The sequence below is a fragment of the Devosia epidermidihirudinis genome, assembly GCF_000971295.1.
In the GTDB taxonomy this organism is placed as follows: Bacteria; Pseudomonadota; Alphaproteobacteria; order Rhizobiales; family Devosiaceae; genus Devosia; species Devosia epidermidihirudinis.
In genome coordinates this window covers 239,002-257,005 of sequence record NZ_LANJ01000004.1, presented here as the reverse complement: position 1 = coordinate 257,005, position 18,004 = coordinate 239,002, and the positions used below count along the sequence as shown (strand labels likewise).

Below are 18,004 nucleotides of genomic sequence, written 5' to 3'. Positions count from 1 at the left end.
GGGATTGAAGTCGTGCGAAATGGCCGCTTGATGTGGCATCGCGCTGAACCTCACGCCCCTTGGCCCACCTGGGTGAAGAACTCGATCAATCCGAATGGCGCGCGCTCGCCGATGCAGAGGTCCATGACTTCCTGCGCGTCGACGGCCTCTTGGTGGCTGCGGGGGAACATGGCGGTTTCGTAGGCGGTGAAGGCGGCTTCAACGTCGCCGGGGTTGGCGGCGATGGCTTTGGCGAGTTCGGCGGCGTCGAACATGGCAAGGTTTGCGCCTTCGCCGGCGGGTGGCATCAGGTGGGCGGCGTCGCCGATCAGCGTGACGCCGGGGACGCGATCCCAGCGGTGGTTGTCGGGCAGGGCGTAGATCTTGCGCGAGACGGGGGCGGTTTCGCCATCGGTGATCAGAGCGGTCAGCTCGGGGGCCCAGCCGTCGAACTTGGCGGCGACCAGGGTCCTTACGGCGACAGGATCGGCGAAATCAACGCTGTCGGCCCAGTCTTCGGGGCAGCTGAGCTGGACATAGGTGTGCAGTACGGCACCGGCTTCGCGGTGGGCGGAAATGCCCTTGCCGGGGCTGAGCGAGAACATGCCGCCATCGCCAACCGCAGCGGCGGTCGCCGGGTGACGGGCGTCCACGTCGTAGAGATAAGTCTCGACATAGGTGGTGCCGGTATAGGCGGGTTTGACGTCGGTCAGCAGCGGACGCACCTTTGACCAGGCGCCATCAGCTCCGACCAGAATATCGCTGGTGACACGGGTGCCATCGGTGAAGGTCAGCTCGTGTTTGCCCTGGCCGAGGGCGGTGACGCTGGCGAGCTTCTTGCCCCACTGAATGGTGCCTTCGGGCAGGGATTCCCGCAGAATACGGCGCAGGTCGCCGCGCAGCACTTCGGGGCGCGTGTCCTGGCCATCGTCGGGCTCATCGAGCAGCACCGTGCCGTCCTGAGCGAGCACGCGGGAGGCGGCGCCGCCTTCGTGGATGATGGCGCGGAACTGGTCCGTGAGGCCGGCATCGGCGAGGGCGAGCTGGCCATAATAGGTGTGAATGTCGAGCTGGCCGCCCTGGGTGCGGGCTTCGGGCGAGGCTTCGCTTTCGTAAATGGTGGATGGGATGCCCTGCACATGCAGGGCGCGAGCGAGCATCAGGCCGCCGAGGCCGCCGCCGATGATGGTGACTGGTGTCATGGTGAACTCCTGTTGAAATCTACTGGAACGCCGTTCCATTAATAGTAATTGGAACGACGTTCCATTGATGTCAAGATGAGGGTGATGACAAATTCGATTCCGCAGACCGAACGCCGCCGCGATGCGCTCTCCAAGGAGCGCATTGTCGAGGCGGCCATTGAGATCCTCGATAGTTCCGGCGAAAGCGGGCTGACCTTCCGCGCCCTGGCGGCGCGCCTGGCGACGGGTAGTGGCGCGATCTATTGGCATGTGGCCAACAAGGACGAGCTCTTGGCGGCGGCGACCGACCATATCGTCGCGCGTGTGATGGCGGAGATGGCCAAAAGCCCCGGGCCGCGCGAAGCGGTGCGGACCATTGCGCTGGGGGTGTTCGATGCGATCGACGTGCACCCCTGGGTCGGGGCGCAGATGCAGCGCGCGCCGTGGCATACCTCGATGCTGCAGATTTTTGACAGTCTGGGGCGGCAGCTTGAAGCGCTGGGCGTGCCGCAGGCGGCGCAATTTGATGCGGCGACGGCGCTATTGAGTTACATCCTCGGCGTGGCCGGGCAGAACGCGTCCAACGCGCGCATGCATGGGCAGGACCCGGACCGCGCGGGCGTTCTGGCCAAGACCGCCGCGCACTGGGCGCAGCTGGATGCGGAGGAGTATCCGTTCGTCACCAAGGTCGCGCACCAGATGAACGATCACGACGACACGGCGCAGTTTCTGGCCGGGATCGACCTCATTCTGGCGGGGATTGAAGCGCTGAGGTGAGGCTTAGTCCGGGCAGGTGAGGGGCAGGATGGCCGAGAGTTCGCCCTTGGCGGGTTCGAGATGCCCCTCCTCGATATGCAGCGGGCGGAACGGGGGCTCGGCCTGATTGGCGGGCTGCACCAGCTTGAGCGTGTAGCAGCCACCGAACTGGGTGTGCTCGCCCTTCGCGTTGACCGCATCGATGGCGACCGGAAGCTTGTAGTAGATGCTGCCGGCAGCGCCTTCTGAGGTTTCCTCGCCTGTGAGCACCGTCACCGTTTTGGTCTCGGCATAGCCTTTGGCGAACTCGTCGAACTTTGCCTTGATCTCGGCCGGGTCGGTTTCCTCGTGCTGGTAGTAAGACCAGGCGCGGGTCAGCTCGTTGCGCGCGATGGCGTTGTAAAACGAGGTGATGGTGCTGGTGGCGGTGGAGCGGTCATCGATATAGCCGTCGTCGGCCAGGGCGGTGGACGCGGCAAGGACGCTGAGCGTTGTGGCGATGAGGAAACGGGACATGGTGGCAACCGGTTTTTCAATCATGCCAACAGACTAGCGTAGATCTTATGGCAAAAATGGGTCGCGTTGCGCCGCTTTGACTAGCGCTCGCCAGATTGGCTTCCTATCTTGAAGCCAACAAGAAAGAGACCTGTGCCATGACGTCCCATCCCGCTTTCGAACTCATCCGTGACGAACAGATCGGGGAGGTGAATTCAAGGGTCCAACTGTTCCGGCACATCAAGACCGGGGCCGAAGTGCTGAGCCTGGTCAATGACGATGAGAACAAGGTGTTTGGCGTCACCTTCAAGACACCGCCCGAGGACTCGACCGGCATTGCCCATATTCTCGAGCATTCAGTGTTGTGCGGATCGCGCAAATATCCGGTCAAGAAGCCGTTTGTGGAGCTGATCAAGGGCTCGCTCAACACCTTCCTCAATGCCATGACCTTTCCGGACAAGACGGCCTATCCGGTGGCCAGTCAGAACCTCAAGGATTTCTACAACCTCGTCGATGTCTATCTCGATGCGGTGTTTTTTCCACTGATCACCGAGGACACGTTCCGCCAGGAAGGCTGGCATTATGAGCTGGACGATAAGGCCAGCCCGCTGGTCTATAAGGGCGTGGTGTTTAACGAGATGAAGGGCGTGTTCTCCTCGCCCGACGCGGTGATGCGCGATATTTCGCAGCGCTCGCTCTATCCCGATGTGACCTATGGCAAAAGCTCGGGTGGTGACCCCAAGGCGATCCCCGCGCTGACCTATAAGCAGTTCAAGCGCTTCCACGAGAAGTTCTATCACCCGTCCAATACCCGGGCGTTCTTCTCGGGTGACGATGATGCCGGTGAACGCCTAGCCATTCTCGACGCTTATTTCAGCCAGTTCGAGCGCGCGCCGGTGGATGCCGAAGTGCAGTTGCAGCCGCGCTTCAACGCGCCACGGCAGATCGTGGCTACCTATGCCGGCACCAAAGATGCGGGCAAGGCGCGCGACGGCATGGTGTCGGTCAACTGGATGATCGATCCGCCAGAGGATCGCACCGAAGTGCTGAGCCATGGCATGTTGAGCTATCTGCTGGCCGGCAATCCGGCGGCCCCTTTGCGCAAAGCCCTAACGGAATCCGGGCTTGGCGAAGGCATGACGGGCGGCGGCATTGGCAGCGGCCTGCGCCAGCCCATGGCCAGCTTTGGCATGAAGGGCATTGACGCTGCTGACGCCGAAAAGGTCGAGGCGCTGATCCTGTCGACGCTGGACGAGATCGCGACATCAGGCTTTGCCGCCGAGCAGATCGAAGCGGCGATCAATACGTTCGAGTTCTCGCTGCGCGAGAACAATACCGGCTCCTATCCGCGCGGCATGGTCTACATGTTCAACGCGCTGGGCAGCTGGCTGCATGGCGGCGATCCGCTGGAGACGCTGCATTTCGAGGCGGCGCTGACGAGCCTTAAGCAGAAGGCAGCCGAGGGCCATTTCAGCGCGGAAATCCGTCGCCTGTTCCTCGACAACACCCATCGCACCACGGTGACGCTGAGCGCGGACCCCGAGCAGGGTGCCCGCGAGGCGGCCAGGGAAGCCGAGATTTTGGCCGACGTGCGCGCCGGACTCGATGACGCCGCGTTGGAAGCGACCGTCGCTGAGACCGAAAAGCTTCGGGCTTTGCAGGAAGAGGTGGATGATCCGGCGCAGCTGGCCAAGATCCCGACGCTGACGCTGGCCGATCTTGAGCGCAAGAGCCGCGTGCTGCCGATCGAAATCGGTACGCTGGCTGAAACGCGGCTATTCTATCATGACCTGCCGACGCTGGGGATCATCTACCTCGACCTCGGGTTTGATCTGCATGTTCTGGACAAGGGCCTGCTGCCCTATCTGCCGCTGTTCGGACGGGCGCTGTTGCAGACCGGCACGAGCAAGGAAGATTTTGTATCGCTGACGCAGCGCATTGGCCGCTCGACGGGCGGCATTGCCCAGCATCGCGGTCTCTCCGCGCGGCAGGGCAGCGATGGCAGTGCGGCGTGGTTTTTCCTGTCGGGCAAGGCTGTGCCCGACAGGATCGAGGAAATGCTCGCCATTATGGGCGATGTTTTGCTCGACGCGCGGCTGGATAATCGCGAGCGCTTCAAACAGATGGCGCTGGAGGAAAAGGCGGGCTTTGAGGCGCGGTTGGTGCCAAGTGGCAACGCCATCGTCAACACGCGGCTCAATGCCGGGCTGACCGAGGCAAGCTGGATCGCCGAGCAATTGGGCGGCGTCAGCTATCTCGATTTCCTGCGCGATCTGGTCAAGCGCATCGAAAACGACTGGGACAGCGTCGAGGCGGCGCTGCTGCGCATTCGCGATACGCTGTTCAACCGTGGGCGCATGGTGGTCAATGTGACCGCCGATGCTGCGCTGTGGGGCAAAGCCAAGGGCGAGCTCGAAAGCTTCCTCAAGCGTCTGCCTAACGCCAGTTTCGCCACGGCGGATTGGGCGATTGAATACAAGCCGGTTTCGGAAGGCCTGATCATTCCAGCGCAGGTCAATTATGTCGGCAAGGGCGCCAATCTGCGCGCGCTCGGCTTCGAGCTGACCGGCGCATCGAGCGTGGTGCTGAAGTTTCTCAATACGACCTATCTCTGGGACAAGGTGCGCGTGCAGGGCGGGGCCTATGGCGGCTCCAGCCGGTTCGATCTGACCTCGGGGAACTTCAGCTTCCTCAGCTATCGCGACCCGAACCTGCTCAAGACGCTGGATGCCTATGACGGCGCCAGCAAGGCGCTCAATGTCGGGATCGGCGACAACGATTTGACGCGCTCGATCATTGGTGTGATTGGCGATGTGGATGGCTACGAATTCCCCGATGCCAAAGGCTATTCCTCGATGTGGCGGCAGCTAACCGGCACGACGGACGCGATCCGCCAGCAGCGCCGCGACGAGATTTTGGGGACTACGGTCGCCGACTTCAAGCGGATGGCTGAGGCGGTGGACGCGGTGGCGCGGCATGGCCATGTCGTGGTGCTGGGCGGGGAGGCGGCGATTACGGCGGCGAACGAGCAGCGGCCGAGGCTTTTGGCTGTGACGAAGGTGATGTGAGGAGGACAGGTGGATTGCCCGGACGGGCCGGGCAATGACGGTTGGGAGGGAGCGGAGTGTCGCTCGATGGTCCCTCTATCGTCATCACCGGGCTTGTCCCGGTGATCCATCTTTCGTGGGGGCGGAAGGAAGGTGGATTGCCCGGACAAGCCGGGCAATGACGATTGGCGATAGATGGTGCCTTAGTCCTATGTGCCTCGGCGCCAAACCCATTCGGGCCGGAACTGCTGACCTTGCGGTGCGTTGCTTTGGGGCGAGGAGCTTTGGATGGAAAAGGCTGAGCTGGGGGCGCTGGGAAGGCTGGTTGAGAAGCTGGAGCGGCGCGTTGCTGACGGCGAGGACATTTCCATTGGCATGATCCAGGCGGTTGCGGGACAGCGCGCGGCAGGGCCGCTGCTGTTGTTTCCGGCGCTGATCGTGGTGTCGCCGCTGAGCATTATTCCCGGGCTGCCCAGCCTTGTGGGCATCAGCACGGTTTTGGTGGCCGGGCAGATTGCGCTGGGGGGGCAGAAAATCTGGTTGCCGGAGTGGCTGACCGAGCGGCGCGTGCCGGCCAAATACGCGGCGCGGCTGGTGGGTTTCCTGAAGCCTGTCAGCGCTGGAATCGACAGCGTGGCGCGGCGGCGGTTTTCCGGGTTTTTGGCTGCGCCCTTGCGGCGGATGGGGGCCGTGGTTTGCGTGATCACCGGCGCGATCATGCCGGCACTGGAATTCATTCCCTTTTCATCGACGGTCGCGGCTGTGATCATCGCCACGTTCGCACTGGCGATCACGGCGCGGGACGGCATGCTGGCGCTGGCGTGGATGGCGCTCCTGGCGTCGATTGCGGCATTCACAACCTATCTGGTGGTGTGACCATGTTGCTTGATCGGCATCTGCATATCCGCGCTATCGACGCCTATATCGATCCCAGCGTGCCGCGCGAGCGAGCGATTATCACCCATGGCCATGCCGATCACGCACGGAGCGGGCATGGCTCGGTGCTGGCGACGCCCGACACCATTGCCATCATGAAGACGAGGTATGGCGAGGATTGCGCTCGGCGGTTCGAGCCGCTGGATTTCGGTGTACCGCTGAAGGTCGATGACGTCACCATCACGCTCTATCCGGCCGGGCATATTCTGGGATCGGCGCAGGTGTTGGTGGAGCATGAGGGCCAGCGGGTGGTGGTGACGGGCGACTATAAGCGCCTGCGGGATCGCACGGCGCAGCCTTATGAACTGGTGGAATGTGATCTGTTGGTCACCGAGGCGACGTTTGGGCTGCCGGTGTTTCAGCATCCCCATCCCAGCGTGGAAATTGCGCGCTTGCTGAAGTCTGTCGCGGACAATCCGGAGCGCTCGCATCTGGTGGGATGCTATGCGCTGGGCAAGGCACAGCGGGTGATTGCGCTGTTGCGCGATGCGGGCTGGGACGCCCCGATTTATCTGCATGGGGCGATGTTGCGCCTGTGTGCGCTTTATGAGGAACTGGGCGTGTCGCTGGGCGATCTGCGGCCGGCGCTGGATGTGCCCAAGGCTGCATTTGCCGGGCAGATCGTCATTGCGCCGCCTTCGGCTATTCGCGATCGCTGGAGCAGGCGGTTTCCCGATCCGGTGGTGTGTCAGGCATCGGGCTGGATGAGTGTGAAGCAGCGGGCGCGGCAGGCGCTGGTGGAATTGCCGCTGGTGATCTCGGACCATTGCGACTGGGGCGAGCTGCAACAGACGATCCGCGAAACCAAGGCCGAGACCGTGTGGGTGACACATGGGCGCGAGGATGCGCTGGTCTATTGGTGTCAAAGCCAGGGGCTGAAAGCCGAGCCGCTCAACATTCAGGGCTTTGCCGATAATGGCGAGGAGGGCGAGGCATGAAGCGGTTCGCCCAATTGCTGGAGCTGTTGGCGCTGACGCCATCGCGGACGCGCAAACTGGCGGCGCTGACGCAGTATTTTCGCGAGGTGCCGGACCCGGATCGCGGCTATGCGCTGGCGGTGCTGACCGGGGCGCTGAGCTTTCGCAACGTGAAGCCGGCGCTGCTCAAGGACATCGTGTTGCGCGAGGTCGATCCGACGCTGTTCGCCATGAGCTATGACTATGTCGGCGATCTCGGCGAGACCATTGCGCTGATCTGGCCGCATCATGGGCAGCAGGGCGATCTGCCGTCGCTGACCGAATTGATCGGGCTGTTCAATACCACCAGCAAATCCGAACTCCCCGCGCTGATCGCGGCGCTGCTCACGCGGGCGGGGATCAACGAGCGCTGGGCGTTGGTGAAGCTGGCGACGGGGGCGCTGCGGATCGGGCTATCGGCGCGGCTGGCCAAGACGGCGCTGGCCGAGATGAGCGGCAAGGATTTGCAGGAAATCGAAGAGGTCTGGCACGGGCTGAAGGTGCCGTATGGCGAGCTGTTTGCCTGGCTCGACGGTAGGGGTGAGCGGCCCCATGTGGATCAGTCGCAGCGGTTTCATCCCCTGATGCTGAGCAATCCCATTGACGAGGAGAAGGATCTCGCCCGGCTCGATCCCAAGGACTTTTCGGCAGAGTGGAAATGGGACGGCATTCGCGTGCAGCTGGTGTTGGGCGGGGGCAGTGTGTCGCTGTTTTCGCGCACCGGCGATGATATCGCGGCGGCGTTTCCCGACATTGTGGACAATGTCGGGGGTGTGGCCGTGCTCGACGGCGAATTGCTGGTGGGCAAGGAGTTTGAGCCGAGGAGCTTCAATGATCTGCAGCAGCGGCTGAACAAGAAGGTGGCATCGGCCAAGCACCTCAAGGACAGTCCGGCCTTTATCCGCGTCTACGACATGCTGTTTGACGGGCGCGAGGATGTGCGCACGCTGGGCTGGACCGAGCGGCGGGCGCGGCTGGAGGCGTGGTTTGCGGCCAATCCGCAGACCCGGCTCGATCTGTCGCCGGTTTTGCCCTTTGCCGATTGGGACGATCTGGCGGCGCAGCGGCGGCAAGGCGCGGATGAACACGGCCATGAAGGGGTGATGATCAAGCTGCGAACCTCTCCTTATGTGCCGGGGCGGCCCAAGGGCTATTGGTTCAAGTGGAAGCGCGATCCCAATGTGGTGGATGCCGTGCTGATGTATGCGCAGCGGGGGCACGGCAAGCGATCAAGCTTTTATTCGGACTACACATTTGGCGTGTGGAAGGGCAACGAGATCGTGCCGATCGGCAAGGCGTATTTCGGCTTTACCGATGAGGAGCTCAAGCTGCTCGACAAGTGGATCCGCGCCAATACGGTTCAGGCGTTCGGGCCGGTGCGAGAGGTGAAAAAAGAGCTGGTGTTCGAGGTGGCGTTTGACTCGGCACAGCAGAGCACGCGGCATAAGTCGGGGGTGGCGCTGCGGTTTCCGCGGATCAGCCGGATACGGTGGGATAAGCCGGCGAGCGAGGCGGCGACGCTGGAGGATATGGCCGTGTTTGTGGGCGCGACGTAGAATGGATTGCTCGGACGAGCCGGGCAATGACGGTGGGGAGGGATGGGTTTTGCTCGATAGTTCCTGCATCGTCATCACCGGGCTTGTCCCGGTGATCCAACTGCTGGGTGCCCGGTTTGAAGGAGGCAAGGATGTCATCGCGATCTATTCATGAGCGGCTGATGCAGCTGGAGCGGGAGATGGCTGCGGCGGCGGAGGCGATGGATTTTGAGCGGGCGACCGTGCTGCGCAATGAGATGGCGCGGATCAGGGGCGAGGAGCCGGTGAAGGAAGGTGATCCCGATACGGTGACCGTGGGGCAGCCGCCGCCGGGGGCGATGGGATTGGGAACGCAGGTGCCGGTGCGGCAACCGCCCAAGGGGTGGGTGAAGCCGAAGAAGCCGGATTTTATGACAAAGGGGAAGCGGTAGGCTGAGGGATCGGAGTACCCCCTCCTCGCCTCCCCCTGATAGGGGGAGGAATACGCTCTGAACGTGGGGTGGGAAACTACCCGGCCTTGGCCAATCTTTCGTCGGCGAGTTTCTTGATCTCGCGGAGTTCGGTGATGGTGGTTTGCAGGTCGGTGAGTTGCAGTTCCAAGGAGGCCAGGCGGTCGTCGACTTTTTCGACGAGCAGGTTGACCTGCTGGGAGCGGTCGGCGTCGTAGAGGCTGAGATAGTCGGAGATATCGCGCAGGGAAAAGCCGAGGCGTTTGCCGCGCAGGATCAGGATCAGCCGGGCGCGGTCGCGGCGGCGGAAAATGCGGGTGGCGCCGACGCGCTCGGGGGCGAGCAGGCCCTTGGCTTCGTAAAAGCGGATGGCGCGGGTGGAAATGCCGAACTCCTTGGCGAGGTCGGCAATGGCGAAGAGGTCGCGGCTTTCGGCGGTGGCGCGGTTCACTTTTTCTGCCCTTTGTGTTGCGCGTATTCTTCGCGCAGCTCCTTTTTGGAGAGCTTGCCGATCAGCGTCTTGGGCAGGGCATCCTTGAAGATGATTTCCTTGGGCATTTCGATCTTGTTGAGGCGGTCAGCCAGGTAGTGCTTGAGATCCGCGTCGGTGGCAGTTTGGCCAGCACGCAGCTTGACGTAGGCAATCGGCGCCTCGCCGCGATAGTCGTCGGGCACGCCGATAACATTGGTTTCCTCAACCGCCGGGTGGGTCATCAGCGCTTCTTCGATGATGCGCGGATAGACGTTAAAGCCCGAGCAGATGATCAGATCCTTGATGCGGTCGACGAGGAAGACATAGCCATCTTCGTCCATGTGACCGACGTCGCCAGTGCGCAGCCAGCCATCCATGAAGGCGTCTTTGGTGGACTGTTCGTCCTCGTAATAGCCCTGCATGACCTGAGGGCCCCGGACCTGCAGCTCACCATCTTCGCCGATGCCAACGGGCTTGCCAGTATCAATGTTGACGAAGCGGATATCGGTGCCGGGGAGAGGCAGGCCGATGGACATGGGCTTGGACGCCTTGCGCAAGGCGGCGCAGCAGACGACTGGGGAGGCCTCGGTGAGGCCATAGCCTTCGGCGAGGATCGCCGGGGATTTCTTCGAGAAGGCGTTGCGCACTTCATCGGGCAGGGCCGCGCCGCCGGAAATGGCGACTTCAAGGGAGGCAAGCTGCTCGGCGGTGACATTGTCAGCGCGGGCGATGGCGCTGAGCAGGGTTGGCACGGACGGCAGGACATTGGCCTTGGTGCGCGCGAAGAGACTGAGCAGGGCCTTGAGCTCGAAGCGCGGCAGCATGATCACTGGCGTGCCATTGCAGAGCGGCACATTCATGCAGACCGTCATTGCAAAGATGTGGAAGAACGGCAGCACGGCGATGACCTTGGACGGCGGATAAAACAGTCCGTCGCCCCACTTGTCGATCTGGCTCATATTGGCCGCGATATTGGCGTGAGTGAGCAGCGCACCTTTGGGCAGGCCTGTGGTGCCGCCGGTATATTGCTGGACCGCGATATCCTTGTGCGGATCGATGACGACAGGGGTCGGCATGTCGTCGCGATCGATCATGTGGTGGAAATAGGTGATACGGCCGCGATAGGGCGAGCGATTGAGGTGGGCCAGATCTTTGCGCTTGGCGACCGAGTAGACCAGCTTCTTGAGCAGGGGCAGGGCGTCGGGGAAGTGGCAGACGACCAGCGACTGGACAGTGCCAGCCTCCATCAGCTTTTCGGCTTTTTCATAGATCTGCAGCAGATCAAGCGTGATCATCAGATCGGCGCCGGAATTGCTGACGATGTGGTTCAGCTCGCGGACGGTGTAGAGCGGGTTGCAGTTGACCACGATGCCACCGGCCCGCAGCACGCCATAATAGGCGATGGGGTAAAAGGGCGTATTGGGCAGCATCAGGGCGACGCGGGTGCCCTTTTTGACGCCGAACTGGCGCTGCAGCGCCCCGGCAAAGGCGGTGATCTTTTTGGCGAGGTCACCGAACGAGGTGGTGCCGCCCATGAAATCGAGCGCCATGCCGAAGGGGTTTTTGGAGCAGGCGGCGAGCACCTGTTCATGCACTGGGCGCGTGTCGATCTGGGCATCCCACTTGATGCCGTCGGGATAGCTGGCAATCCAGGGACGGGAGGCTGCCGTCGTCTCGGTGGGTGTGTCCATCGCCTATCCTCCTGATGCCTTTGCGGCTCTTGGCTTGTCGCCTTGTGGGTAACGAATATTCCACGGCTTTACGTTAGCGTCAAACAGATGCCCGAACCTTTTGAACAGGTGGGCGTTGAGGAGATGAGGCTGCTTGCGGCTGCGCGATCGGAGCCGACTTGCTGGAGGTGCGGCAAGTGAAGAGACCTGGGGTCAGGTCCGAGGGTGACGCGCGGTGGGGTGGGCGGCTGTGGAGGCAAGGTGGAATGACTGGCGTCGGGTATATCGTAAACGTCCGTACGTTGACGTATAGGTAAACCTTGTTAGACTGACCGGAACAAGTTGCTCCATCCGAGCGGTGTGAGCGACGCCAAGGAGGGCATGCCGTGACCGTGTTGCTTATCGTCGTCAGCCTCGTTGTCTTTGCCGTGTTGGCCATGCGCGAGAGCGCGCTGTGGGAATGGGGCGTGGCGGCGCTGGTCATCGGGCTTCTGACGCGGCTGGACTTCAACACGTATGGGCCGGTGATCGCGACCGATGTCGGTGGCCTGGTTCTGGTGCTGCTGCCTGCGATCATTTTCTTGCTGCTGAGCGTTAAAGCGATCCGCATTCCGGTGTTGATCACGCCGGTCTATGGCGCGGTCAAATCCATTCTGCCGCGCGTGAGCCGCACTGAGCAGGAAGCGCTGGACGCTGGCACGGTCGGCTGGGACGCCGAGTTGTTTTCGGGGCGCCCCGACTGGAGCAAGCTCAACGATATTCGCCCGCTGACGCTGAGCGCGGAGGAGCAGGCGTTTCTCGACGGCCCGACCAATGAGGTCTGCGCCATGATCGACGACTGGGACACGCGCAATAACCGCGCCGACCTCAGCCCCGAGGTGTGGCAGTTCCTCAAGGACAAGGGTTTCCTCGGCATGCTGATCGCCAAGGAATATGGCGGGCTGGGCTTTGGCGCGCAGGCGCAGTCGATGATCGTCTCCAAGATCGCCAGCCGCTCTGTGGCAGCAGGGATCACGGTGATGGTGCCAAATTCGCTCGGGCCGGGCGAGCTGCTGGAAAAGTACGGCACGGACGCGCAGAAGGAAAAGTATCTCGGCCGGTTGGCGCGCGGGCAGGACGTGCCATGCTTTGCGCTGACGGGCGTGCATTCAGGCTCGGATGCCGGTGGCATGCGCGACATCGGCGTGGTCACCAAGGGCATGTACCAGGGCCAGGAAGTGCTGGGCGTCAAGCTGAGCTGGGACAAGCGCTACATTACGCTGGCGCCGATTGCGACGCTGGTGGGGTTGGCCTTTATCCTCAAGGATCCGGACAATCATCTGGGCCGTGGCGACAATATCGGCATCACGCTGGCACTGGTGCCGCACGATCATCCCGGCGTTGAAATTGGCCGTCGTCACTTCCCGGCGCGGCAGGCGTTCATGAACGGGCCGACGCGCGGCAAAGACGTGTTCATCCCGATGGAATTCCTGATCGGCGGCACGGATTATGCCGGGCAGGGCTGGCGCATGCTGATGGAGTGCCTGTCGACCGGGCGCGCGATTTCGCTGCCGGCGATTGGTACCACCTCGATCAAGCAGGCGCTGCGGGTGACCTCGGCCTATGCGCGGGTGCGGCGGCAGTTTGGCATTCCGGTGGGGATTATGGAGGGCGTGGCAGAGCCGCTCGGCGAGATGGTCAAGCGCGCCTATACCTATGAGGCTAGCCGACGGCTGACGGCGTCGATGGTGGATGAGGGGCAGCGCCCGGCGGTGATTTCGGCCTTGTTGAAATACCGCACGACCGAGGCGATGCGCGCCAGCGTCGATGATGCCTTTGACATTCATGGCGGTCGCGCCATTCAGGACGGGCCGGGCAATTATCTGTTCGGCGGCTATATGGCGACGCCGGTGGCGATCACGGTGGAAGGCGCCAACATTCTGACGCGCACGCTGATGACCTTTGCCCAGGGCGTGCTGCGGGCGCATCCCTTCCTCTACAAGGAAATCGAGGCGGCGCAGAACAAAGACCGCAAGGCTGGCATTGATCAGTTCGACGTCGCCTTTGGCGGGCATACGCGGTTTATGCTGCGCAATATCGTGGCGAGCTTTCTGCACGGGCTGAGCAATGGCACATTTGCCTCGACGCCGGTCGAAAGCGAAATGGCGGGCTGGTATCGGAAGCTCCATCGCTATGCGCAGGACTTTGCGCTGGTGGCGGACTGGACCACGGTGTTTTTGGGTGGGCAGCTCAAGCGCAAGCAGAAGCTGAGCGGGCGCATGGCCGATATTTTGAGCGATCTCTACCTGATGTCGGCGACGCTGCGCCGGTTTGAGGATGAGGGGCGGCTGGCCGAAGACAGGCCATTGGTCGATGCGATCATGGCGGATCTGATTGCCTCGATTGAAAGGACCTTTAGCGAGGTGTTTGCCAATTTCCCCAATGGGCTGTTTGCCAATGCGATGCGGTTTCTATGCTTCCCGCTGGGGCGGCATGCCACGCCGGCCAGTGACCGTGTGAACTACCGTTTCGTGCGGGCTGTGCTGCGCCCCGGTGCGTTCCGCGACCGGCTGACGGCGGGCACCTATGTGTCGATGGACCCAAGTGACGTGACGGGCGTTCTGGAAGATGCGCTGATCAAGGTGACCGAGGCCGAGGATATCGAGGCACGGTTCGTCAAGGCGGCGCGCAAGGGCGTCATCGAGCGGCGACTGGATCGCGACGCCATTGCCGATGCGGTGGCGGCAGGGGTTCTCAACGAGAACGAAGCTGGCATCATGCGGGCGGCCGATGAAGCAACGGATCGCGTGGTGCAGGTGGACGATTTTGCGCCCGATGAACTGGCCGCCGAACATAAGCATCGGATGGCGGGGGAATAGGGGGCCAGCCACGGCGTCATTCCCGCAAAAGCGGGAATCCCCCTCTGTGGTTGAAGGGAGATCCCCGCTGTCGCGGGGATGACGCGGTGAATTGGGACGTTTCGGCGAACCACAAGAGAATTCGAGGAGACACGATGATCCAGCCGCAGATGCCTGAGACCAAGCATTGGAGCTTCCGCAGGGACGTTGAGAACCTCGGCTGGCTCACGATCAATACGCCTGGTGCGCCGGTGAATACGCTGAGCCGCGAGGCAATCATGGAGCTCGAAACGCTGGTGGAGCGCTTCGAGGATCTGGCGAGTTCGCACGAACTGGTGGGCGTGATCCTGCTCAGCGGCAAGGATAGCGGCTTTATCGCCGGCGCCGATGTCAGCGAATTTGATGCGATGAGCGATTTCTCGGTGCTGCCCGAAGCGCTCAAGCGTACCCACGCGCTGTTTGCGCGCATCGAGGCGCTGAAGATCCCTGTCGTGGCGGGCATTCACGGCTTTTGCCTTGGCGGTGGGCTGGAGCTGGCGCTGGCGTGCCACTACCGGATTGCGGTCAATAACGACAAGACGCGGATTGGCTTCCCTGAGGTCAATCTGGGGATTTTCCCGGGCTTTGGTGGCACGGGGCGGTCGATCCGTCAGGCTGGCCCGGTCGACGCCATGCAGATCATGCTGACCGGCAAGATGCTGCGCGCGGGCGCGGCGCGGGGGATGAACCTCGTCGACAAGCTGGTGCGCCATCGCGATATGCTGGCCTGGGAAGCGCGCAAGGCTGTGTTGGGCAAACGCAAGTCGCGTGAAGCGGCGCTGGTCAAAAAGGTCATGGGCATGGGGCCGGCGCGCTCCTATGTGGCCAACAAGATGCGCGAGCAGACCGCCAAGAAGGTGCGGCGGGAGCATTATCCGGCGCCCTATGCGCTAATTGATCTGTTCGAGGCGCATGGCAATGACTGGCGGGCGATGATCCGCGGCGAAACCGAGCGCTTCGTGCCGCTGATGGGCAGTGAGACCGCGACCAATCTGCGGCGGGTGTTCTTTGCCTCGGAGAGCCTGAAAAAACTCGGGGCCAAGGGCGCCAAGTTTGCGAGGGTGCATGTGATCGGCGCGGGCGTCATGGGCGGCGATATTGCGGCCTGGTGCGCGCTCAAGGGCATGAGCGTGACGCTGCAGGACCTTGACGTGGAGCGCATTCAGCCCGCGCTCGACCGGGGCAAAAAGCTGTTCAAGAAGCGTCTGCGGAAGAAGTTCGAGGTGGATGCGGCGGAGTTGCGGCTGGAGGCTGATCCGACCGGTAAGGGCATCAGCCGCGCCGATGTGATCATCGAGGCGGTGGTGGAAAAGCTCGAGGTCAAGCAGTCGATCTTTGGCGGTCTGGAAGACAAGCTCAAGCCGGGCGCGATCCTGGCGACGAATACGTCGTCGATTGAGTTGGAGCGCATTGCCGAACATCTCAAGCAACCGGAGCGGCTGATCGGGCTGCATTTCTTTAATCCGGTGGCGCAATTGCCGCTGGTCGAGGTGATCCGCTCGACGTTCAACACCGATGCGGAAATCGGCAAGGGCGCGGCGTTTGCGCTGGCGATTGGCAAGTCGCCAGTGGTGGTGAAATCGGCGCCGGGGTTCCTCGTGAACCGGGTGCTGATGCCCTACATGCTGGGCGCCGTGCAGCGGGTGGAAGCGGGCGAGAGCAAGGAATTGCTCGACGCTGCGGCGGTGGCGTTCGGGATGCCGATGGGGCCGATCGAATTGATGGATACGGTCGGGCTCGATGTTGGCAAGTCGGTCGCAACCGAGCTGGGCCATGCCATTCCGGTGGAGAGCAAGTTCGCCACGCTGGTCAAGGATGGCAAGTTGGGCCGCAAGAGCGGCGAAGGCTTCTACAAATGGGTGGATGGCAAGGCGCAAAAGGGTGAGACGCCCGACCATGCCGACCTCGCCGGGCTGGGCCGGGAACTGGTCAAGCCGCTGGTCGATATGACCGAGGTGGTGGTTGGCGAGGGCGTGGTGCCCAATGCCGATCTCGCCGATATCGGGGTGATCCTGGGGACCGGCTTTGCGCCGTTCCGCGGTGGCCCGCTGCGCGCACGTCAGAATGGGAAGGCCTGATATGACCGAACTTCGTAGAGTGGCCATTGTTGGCTCGGCGCGGATCCCTTTTGCGCGGGGCAATACCGCCTATGTTGAGGAAACCAATCTCTCCATGGTGGCGACGGCGCTGGGGGGGATCGCGGACAAGTACGGGCTCAAGGGCGAAAAGATTGACGAGGTCATGGCGGGGGCTGTGATCGGGCACAGCCGCGATTTTAACCTCGCGCGTGAAGCCACGCTGGATGCTGGATATTCGCCGCGCACGCCGGGCACGACACTGCAGATTGCCTGCGGGACGAGCCTTCAGGCGGCGCTGGTGCTGGGTGCCAAGATTGCGACGGGCGAGATCGAGAGCGGGATTGCGGCCGGGTCTGACACGGTCAGCGATAGCCCGGTGGTGTTTGGCAACAAGTTCCAGCACCGCATGATCGATCTCAACCGGGCCCGCTCAATAGGCGAAAAGTTCGGGGCATTCAAAGGGTTCTCGTTTGGCGAGCTGACACCGGTTGCCCCCTCGACGCAGGAGCCGCGCACGGGCCTGTCCATGGGGCAGCACTGCGAGCTGATGGCGCGCGAATGGGGCATTTCCCGGCAGGCGCAGGATGAGCTGGCGGTGGCGAGCCATCGCAATGCGGCCAAGGCGTATGATGAGGGCTTTCACGACGATTTGCTGGTGCAGTGCGCGGGGCTGGTGCGCGACAACAATGTGCGGGCCGATGCGAACCTTGAAAAGATGGCGAGCCTCAAGCCGGCTTTCGACAAGGCAAGCGGCTTTGGCACGCTGACGGCGGCCAATTCGACGCCGTTGACCGATGGTGCGTCCGCGGTGCTGCTGGCAAGCGAAGACTGGGCGCGCCAACGTGGCCTGCCCGTGCTGGCCTATCTCACCATGGGGCGGGTTGCGGGCAATGACTTTGCCCATGGCGAGGGGCTGTTGATGGCGCCGACCATCGCGGTCAGCGAAATGCTGGCGCGGGCTGGCCTGGGCTTTGACGATATCGACTATTTCGAGCTGCACGAGGCGTTCGCCGCGCAAGTTCTGTGCACGCTGAAGGCTTGGAACGATCCGGCCTATTGCCGAAACGTTCTGGGCCGTGAGACGGTGCTGGGGCCGGTCGATCCGGCCAAGATCAACATCAAGGGATCGAGCCTTGCCTACGGCCACCCATTCGCTGCGACAGGGGCCCGCATCCTGGGGCTGACGGCCAAAATGCTGGCTGCAGAATCGGGAAAACGGGCGCTGATTTCAGTCTGTACCGCTGGTGGGCAAGGTGTCGCAGCTTTGGTAGAAAGTGCAGCATGAGCGACAACGTCATCAAATTCCGCCGTATCGAGAAAAAGCCCGAACAGCCGGTGAAGAAGCCGCGCGGTCCGCTGCCCAACTGGGTGCCCTTCGTTGGATTAATTGCTTTGGCACTCGTTATTTACGGCGTGCAGCAATCGGGCCTGCTGGGCTGACGATCTGTTGTATCAGGCGTGCATCACTCCGCGGAGGAGCGGGTGATGGACTGTGTGCAAGGTCGCGTTGAGGCCTTGTTAACAAGTGTGACAAGCTTGACCTATTGGTCAATTCTTTACTTGTCAGTGGACGG

Annotated in this window: 14 protein-coding genes; 10 read left to right on the top strand and 4 right to left on the bottom strand. The window is 62.5% G+C overall.

Annotated features, from left to right (window positions below; translation table 11 throughout):
* Window positions 1-50 precede the first annotated feature (50 nt).
* On the bottom strand, window positions 51-1,181 hold the full coding sequence (locus tag WH87_RS02485) for an FAD-dependent oxidoreductase (protein ID WP_046139970.1): 1,131 nt from the start codon (window positions 1,179-1,181) through the stop codon (window positions 51-53).
* 84 nt (window positions 1,182-1,265) lie between these two features.
* On the opposite strand from WH87_RS02485, the gene WH87_RS02480 reads away from it, so the two are divergent.
* Complete coding sequence (locus WH87_RS02480; protein WP_197410705.1) at window positions 1,266-1,937, top strand: TetR/AcrR family transcriptional regulator; 672 nt, start codon at window positions 1,266-1,268, stop codon at window positions 1,935-1,937.
* 3 nt (window positions 1,938-1,940) lie between these two features.
* On the opposite strand, the gene WH87_RS02475 is transcribed toward WH87_RS02480, so the two are convergent.
* Window positions 1,941-2,432 carry a hypothetical protein gene (locus tag WH87_RS02475; protein ID WP_046140147.1) on the bottom strand — a complete coding sequence of 164 codons (492 nt, stop codon included), beginning with the start codon at window positions 2,430-2,432 and terminating at the stop codon, window positions 1,941-1,943.
* Window positions 2,433-2,569: 137 nt separating this feature from the next.
* Here WH87_RS02475 and WH87_RS02470 point away from each other — a divergent pair, with 137 nt between their 5' ends.
* The 5 genes from WH87_RS02470 to WH87_RS02450 all read left to right on the top strand — a co-directional run bounded on the left by WH87_RS02470 (window position 2,570) and on the right by WH87_RS02450 (window position 9,316).
* On the top strand, window positions 2,570-5,479 hold the full coding sequence (locus WH87_RS02470; RefSeq protein WP_046140148.1) for an insulinase family protein: 2,910 nt from the start codon (window positions 2,570-2,572) through the stop codon (window positions 5,477-5,479).
* A 267-nt stretch (window positions 5,480-5,746) separates the two neighbouring features.
* Window positions 5,747-6,334, top strand: coding sequence for an exopolysaccharide biosynthesis protein (locus tag WH87_RS02465; RefSeq protein ID WP_046139972.1), 588 nt, complete (start codon window positions 5,747-5,749; stop codon window positions 6,332-6,334).
* 2 nt (window positions 6,335-6,336) lie between these two features.
* Window positions 6,337-7,332: a ligase-associated DNA damage response exonuclease gene (locus WH87_RS02460; RefSeq protein WP_046139973.1), complete on the top strand. Its 996-nt coding sequence runs from the start codon at window positions 6,337-6,339 to the stop codon at window positions 7,330-7,332.
* The gene (locus WH87_RS02455; protein WP_046139974.1) at window positions 7,329-8,906 is read left to right on the top strand and encodes a cisplatin damage response ATP-dependent DNA ligase; all 1,578 of its coding nucleotides are present in this window, start codon (window positions 7,329-7,331) and stop codon (window positions 8,904-8,906) included. The genes WH87_RS02460 and WH87_RS02455 overlap by 4 nt, the downstream gene beginning before the upstream one ends.
* A 131-nt stretch (window positions 8,907-9,037) precedes the next feature.
* Window positions 9,038-9,316 (top strand): UvrB/UvrC motif-containing protein, encoded by a 279-nt coding sequence (locus WH87_RS02450; protein WP_197410704.1) that lies wholly within the window; start codon window positions 9,038-9,040, stop codon window positions 9,314-9,316.
* Between the two features lie 76 nt (window positions 9,317-9,392).
* On the opposite strand, the gene WH87_RS02445 is transcribed toward WH87_RS02450, so the two are convergent.
* Both WH87_RS02445 and WH87_RS02440 read right to left on the bottom strand, forming a co-directional pair.
* Window positions 9,393-9,785 carry a MerR family transcriptional regulator gene (locus tag WH87_RS02445; protein WP_046139976.1) on the bottom strand — a complete coding sequence of 131 codons (393 nt, stop codon included), beginning with the start codon at window positions 9,783-9,785 and terminating at the stop codon, window positions 9,393-9,395.
* Window positions 9,782-11,497, bottom strand: a complete 1,716-nt coding sequence (locus tag WH87_RS02440) for a long-chain-fatty-acid--CoA ligase (protein WP_046139977.1) — start codon at window positions 11,495-11,497, stop codon at window positions 9,782-9,784. Before WH87_RS02440 ends, WH87_RS02445 begins: the two co-directional genes overlap by 4 nt.
* A gap of 365 nt (window positions 11,498-11,862) precedes the next feature.
* On the opposite strand from WH87_RS02440, the gene WH87_RS02435 reads away from it, so the two are divergent.
* The 4 genes from WH87_RS02435 (at window position 11,863) to WH87_RS19490 (ending at window position 17,870) form a co-directional block, all read left to right on the top strand.
* Window positions 11,863-14,334 carry an acyl-CoA dehydrogenase gene (locus WH87_RS02435; protein WP_052726547.1) on the top strand — a complete coding sequence of 824 codons (2,472 nt, stop codon included), beginning with the start codon at window positions 11,863-11,865 and terminating at the stop codon, window positions 14,332-14,334.
* A gap of 134 nt (window positions 14,335-14,468) precedes the next feature.
* Window positions 14,469-16,430 (top strand): 3-hydroxyacyl-CoA dehydrogenase NAD-binding domain-containing protein, encoded by a 1,962-nt coding sequence (locus tag WH87_RS02430; protein WP_046139978.1) that lies wholly within the window; start codon window positions 14,469-14,471, stop codon window positions 16,428-16,430.
* A gap of 1 nt (window position 16,431) precedes the next feature.
* Window positions 16,432-17,715: an acetyl-CoA C-acetyltransferase gene (locus WH87_RS02425; RefSeq protein WP_046139979.1), complete on the top strand. Its 1,284-nt coding sequence runs from the start codon at window positions 16,432-16,434 to the stop codon at window positions 17,713-17,715.
* Window positions 17,712-17,870, top strand: coding sequence for a hypothetical protein (locus tag WH87_RS19490; protein ID WP_156167935.1), 159 nt, complete (start codon window positions 17,712-17,714; stop codon window positions 17,868-17,870). The genes WH87_RS02425 and WH87_RS19490 overlap by 4 nt, the downstream gene beginning before the upstream one ends.
* Window positions 17,871-18,004: the final 134 nt, after the last annotated feature.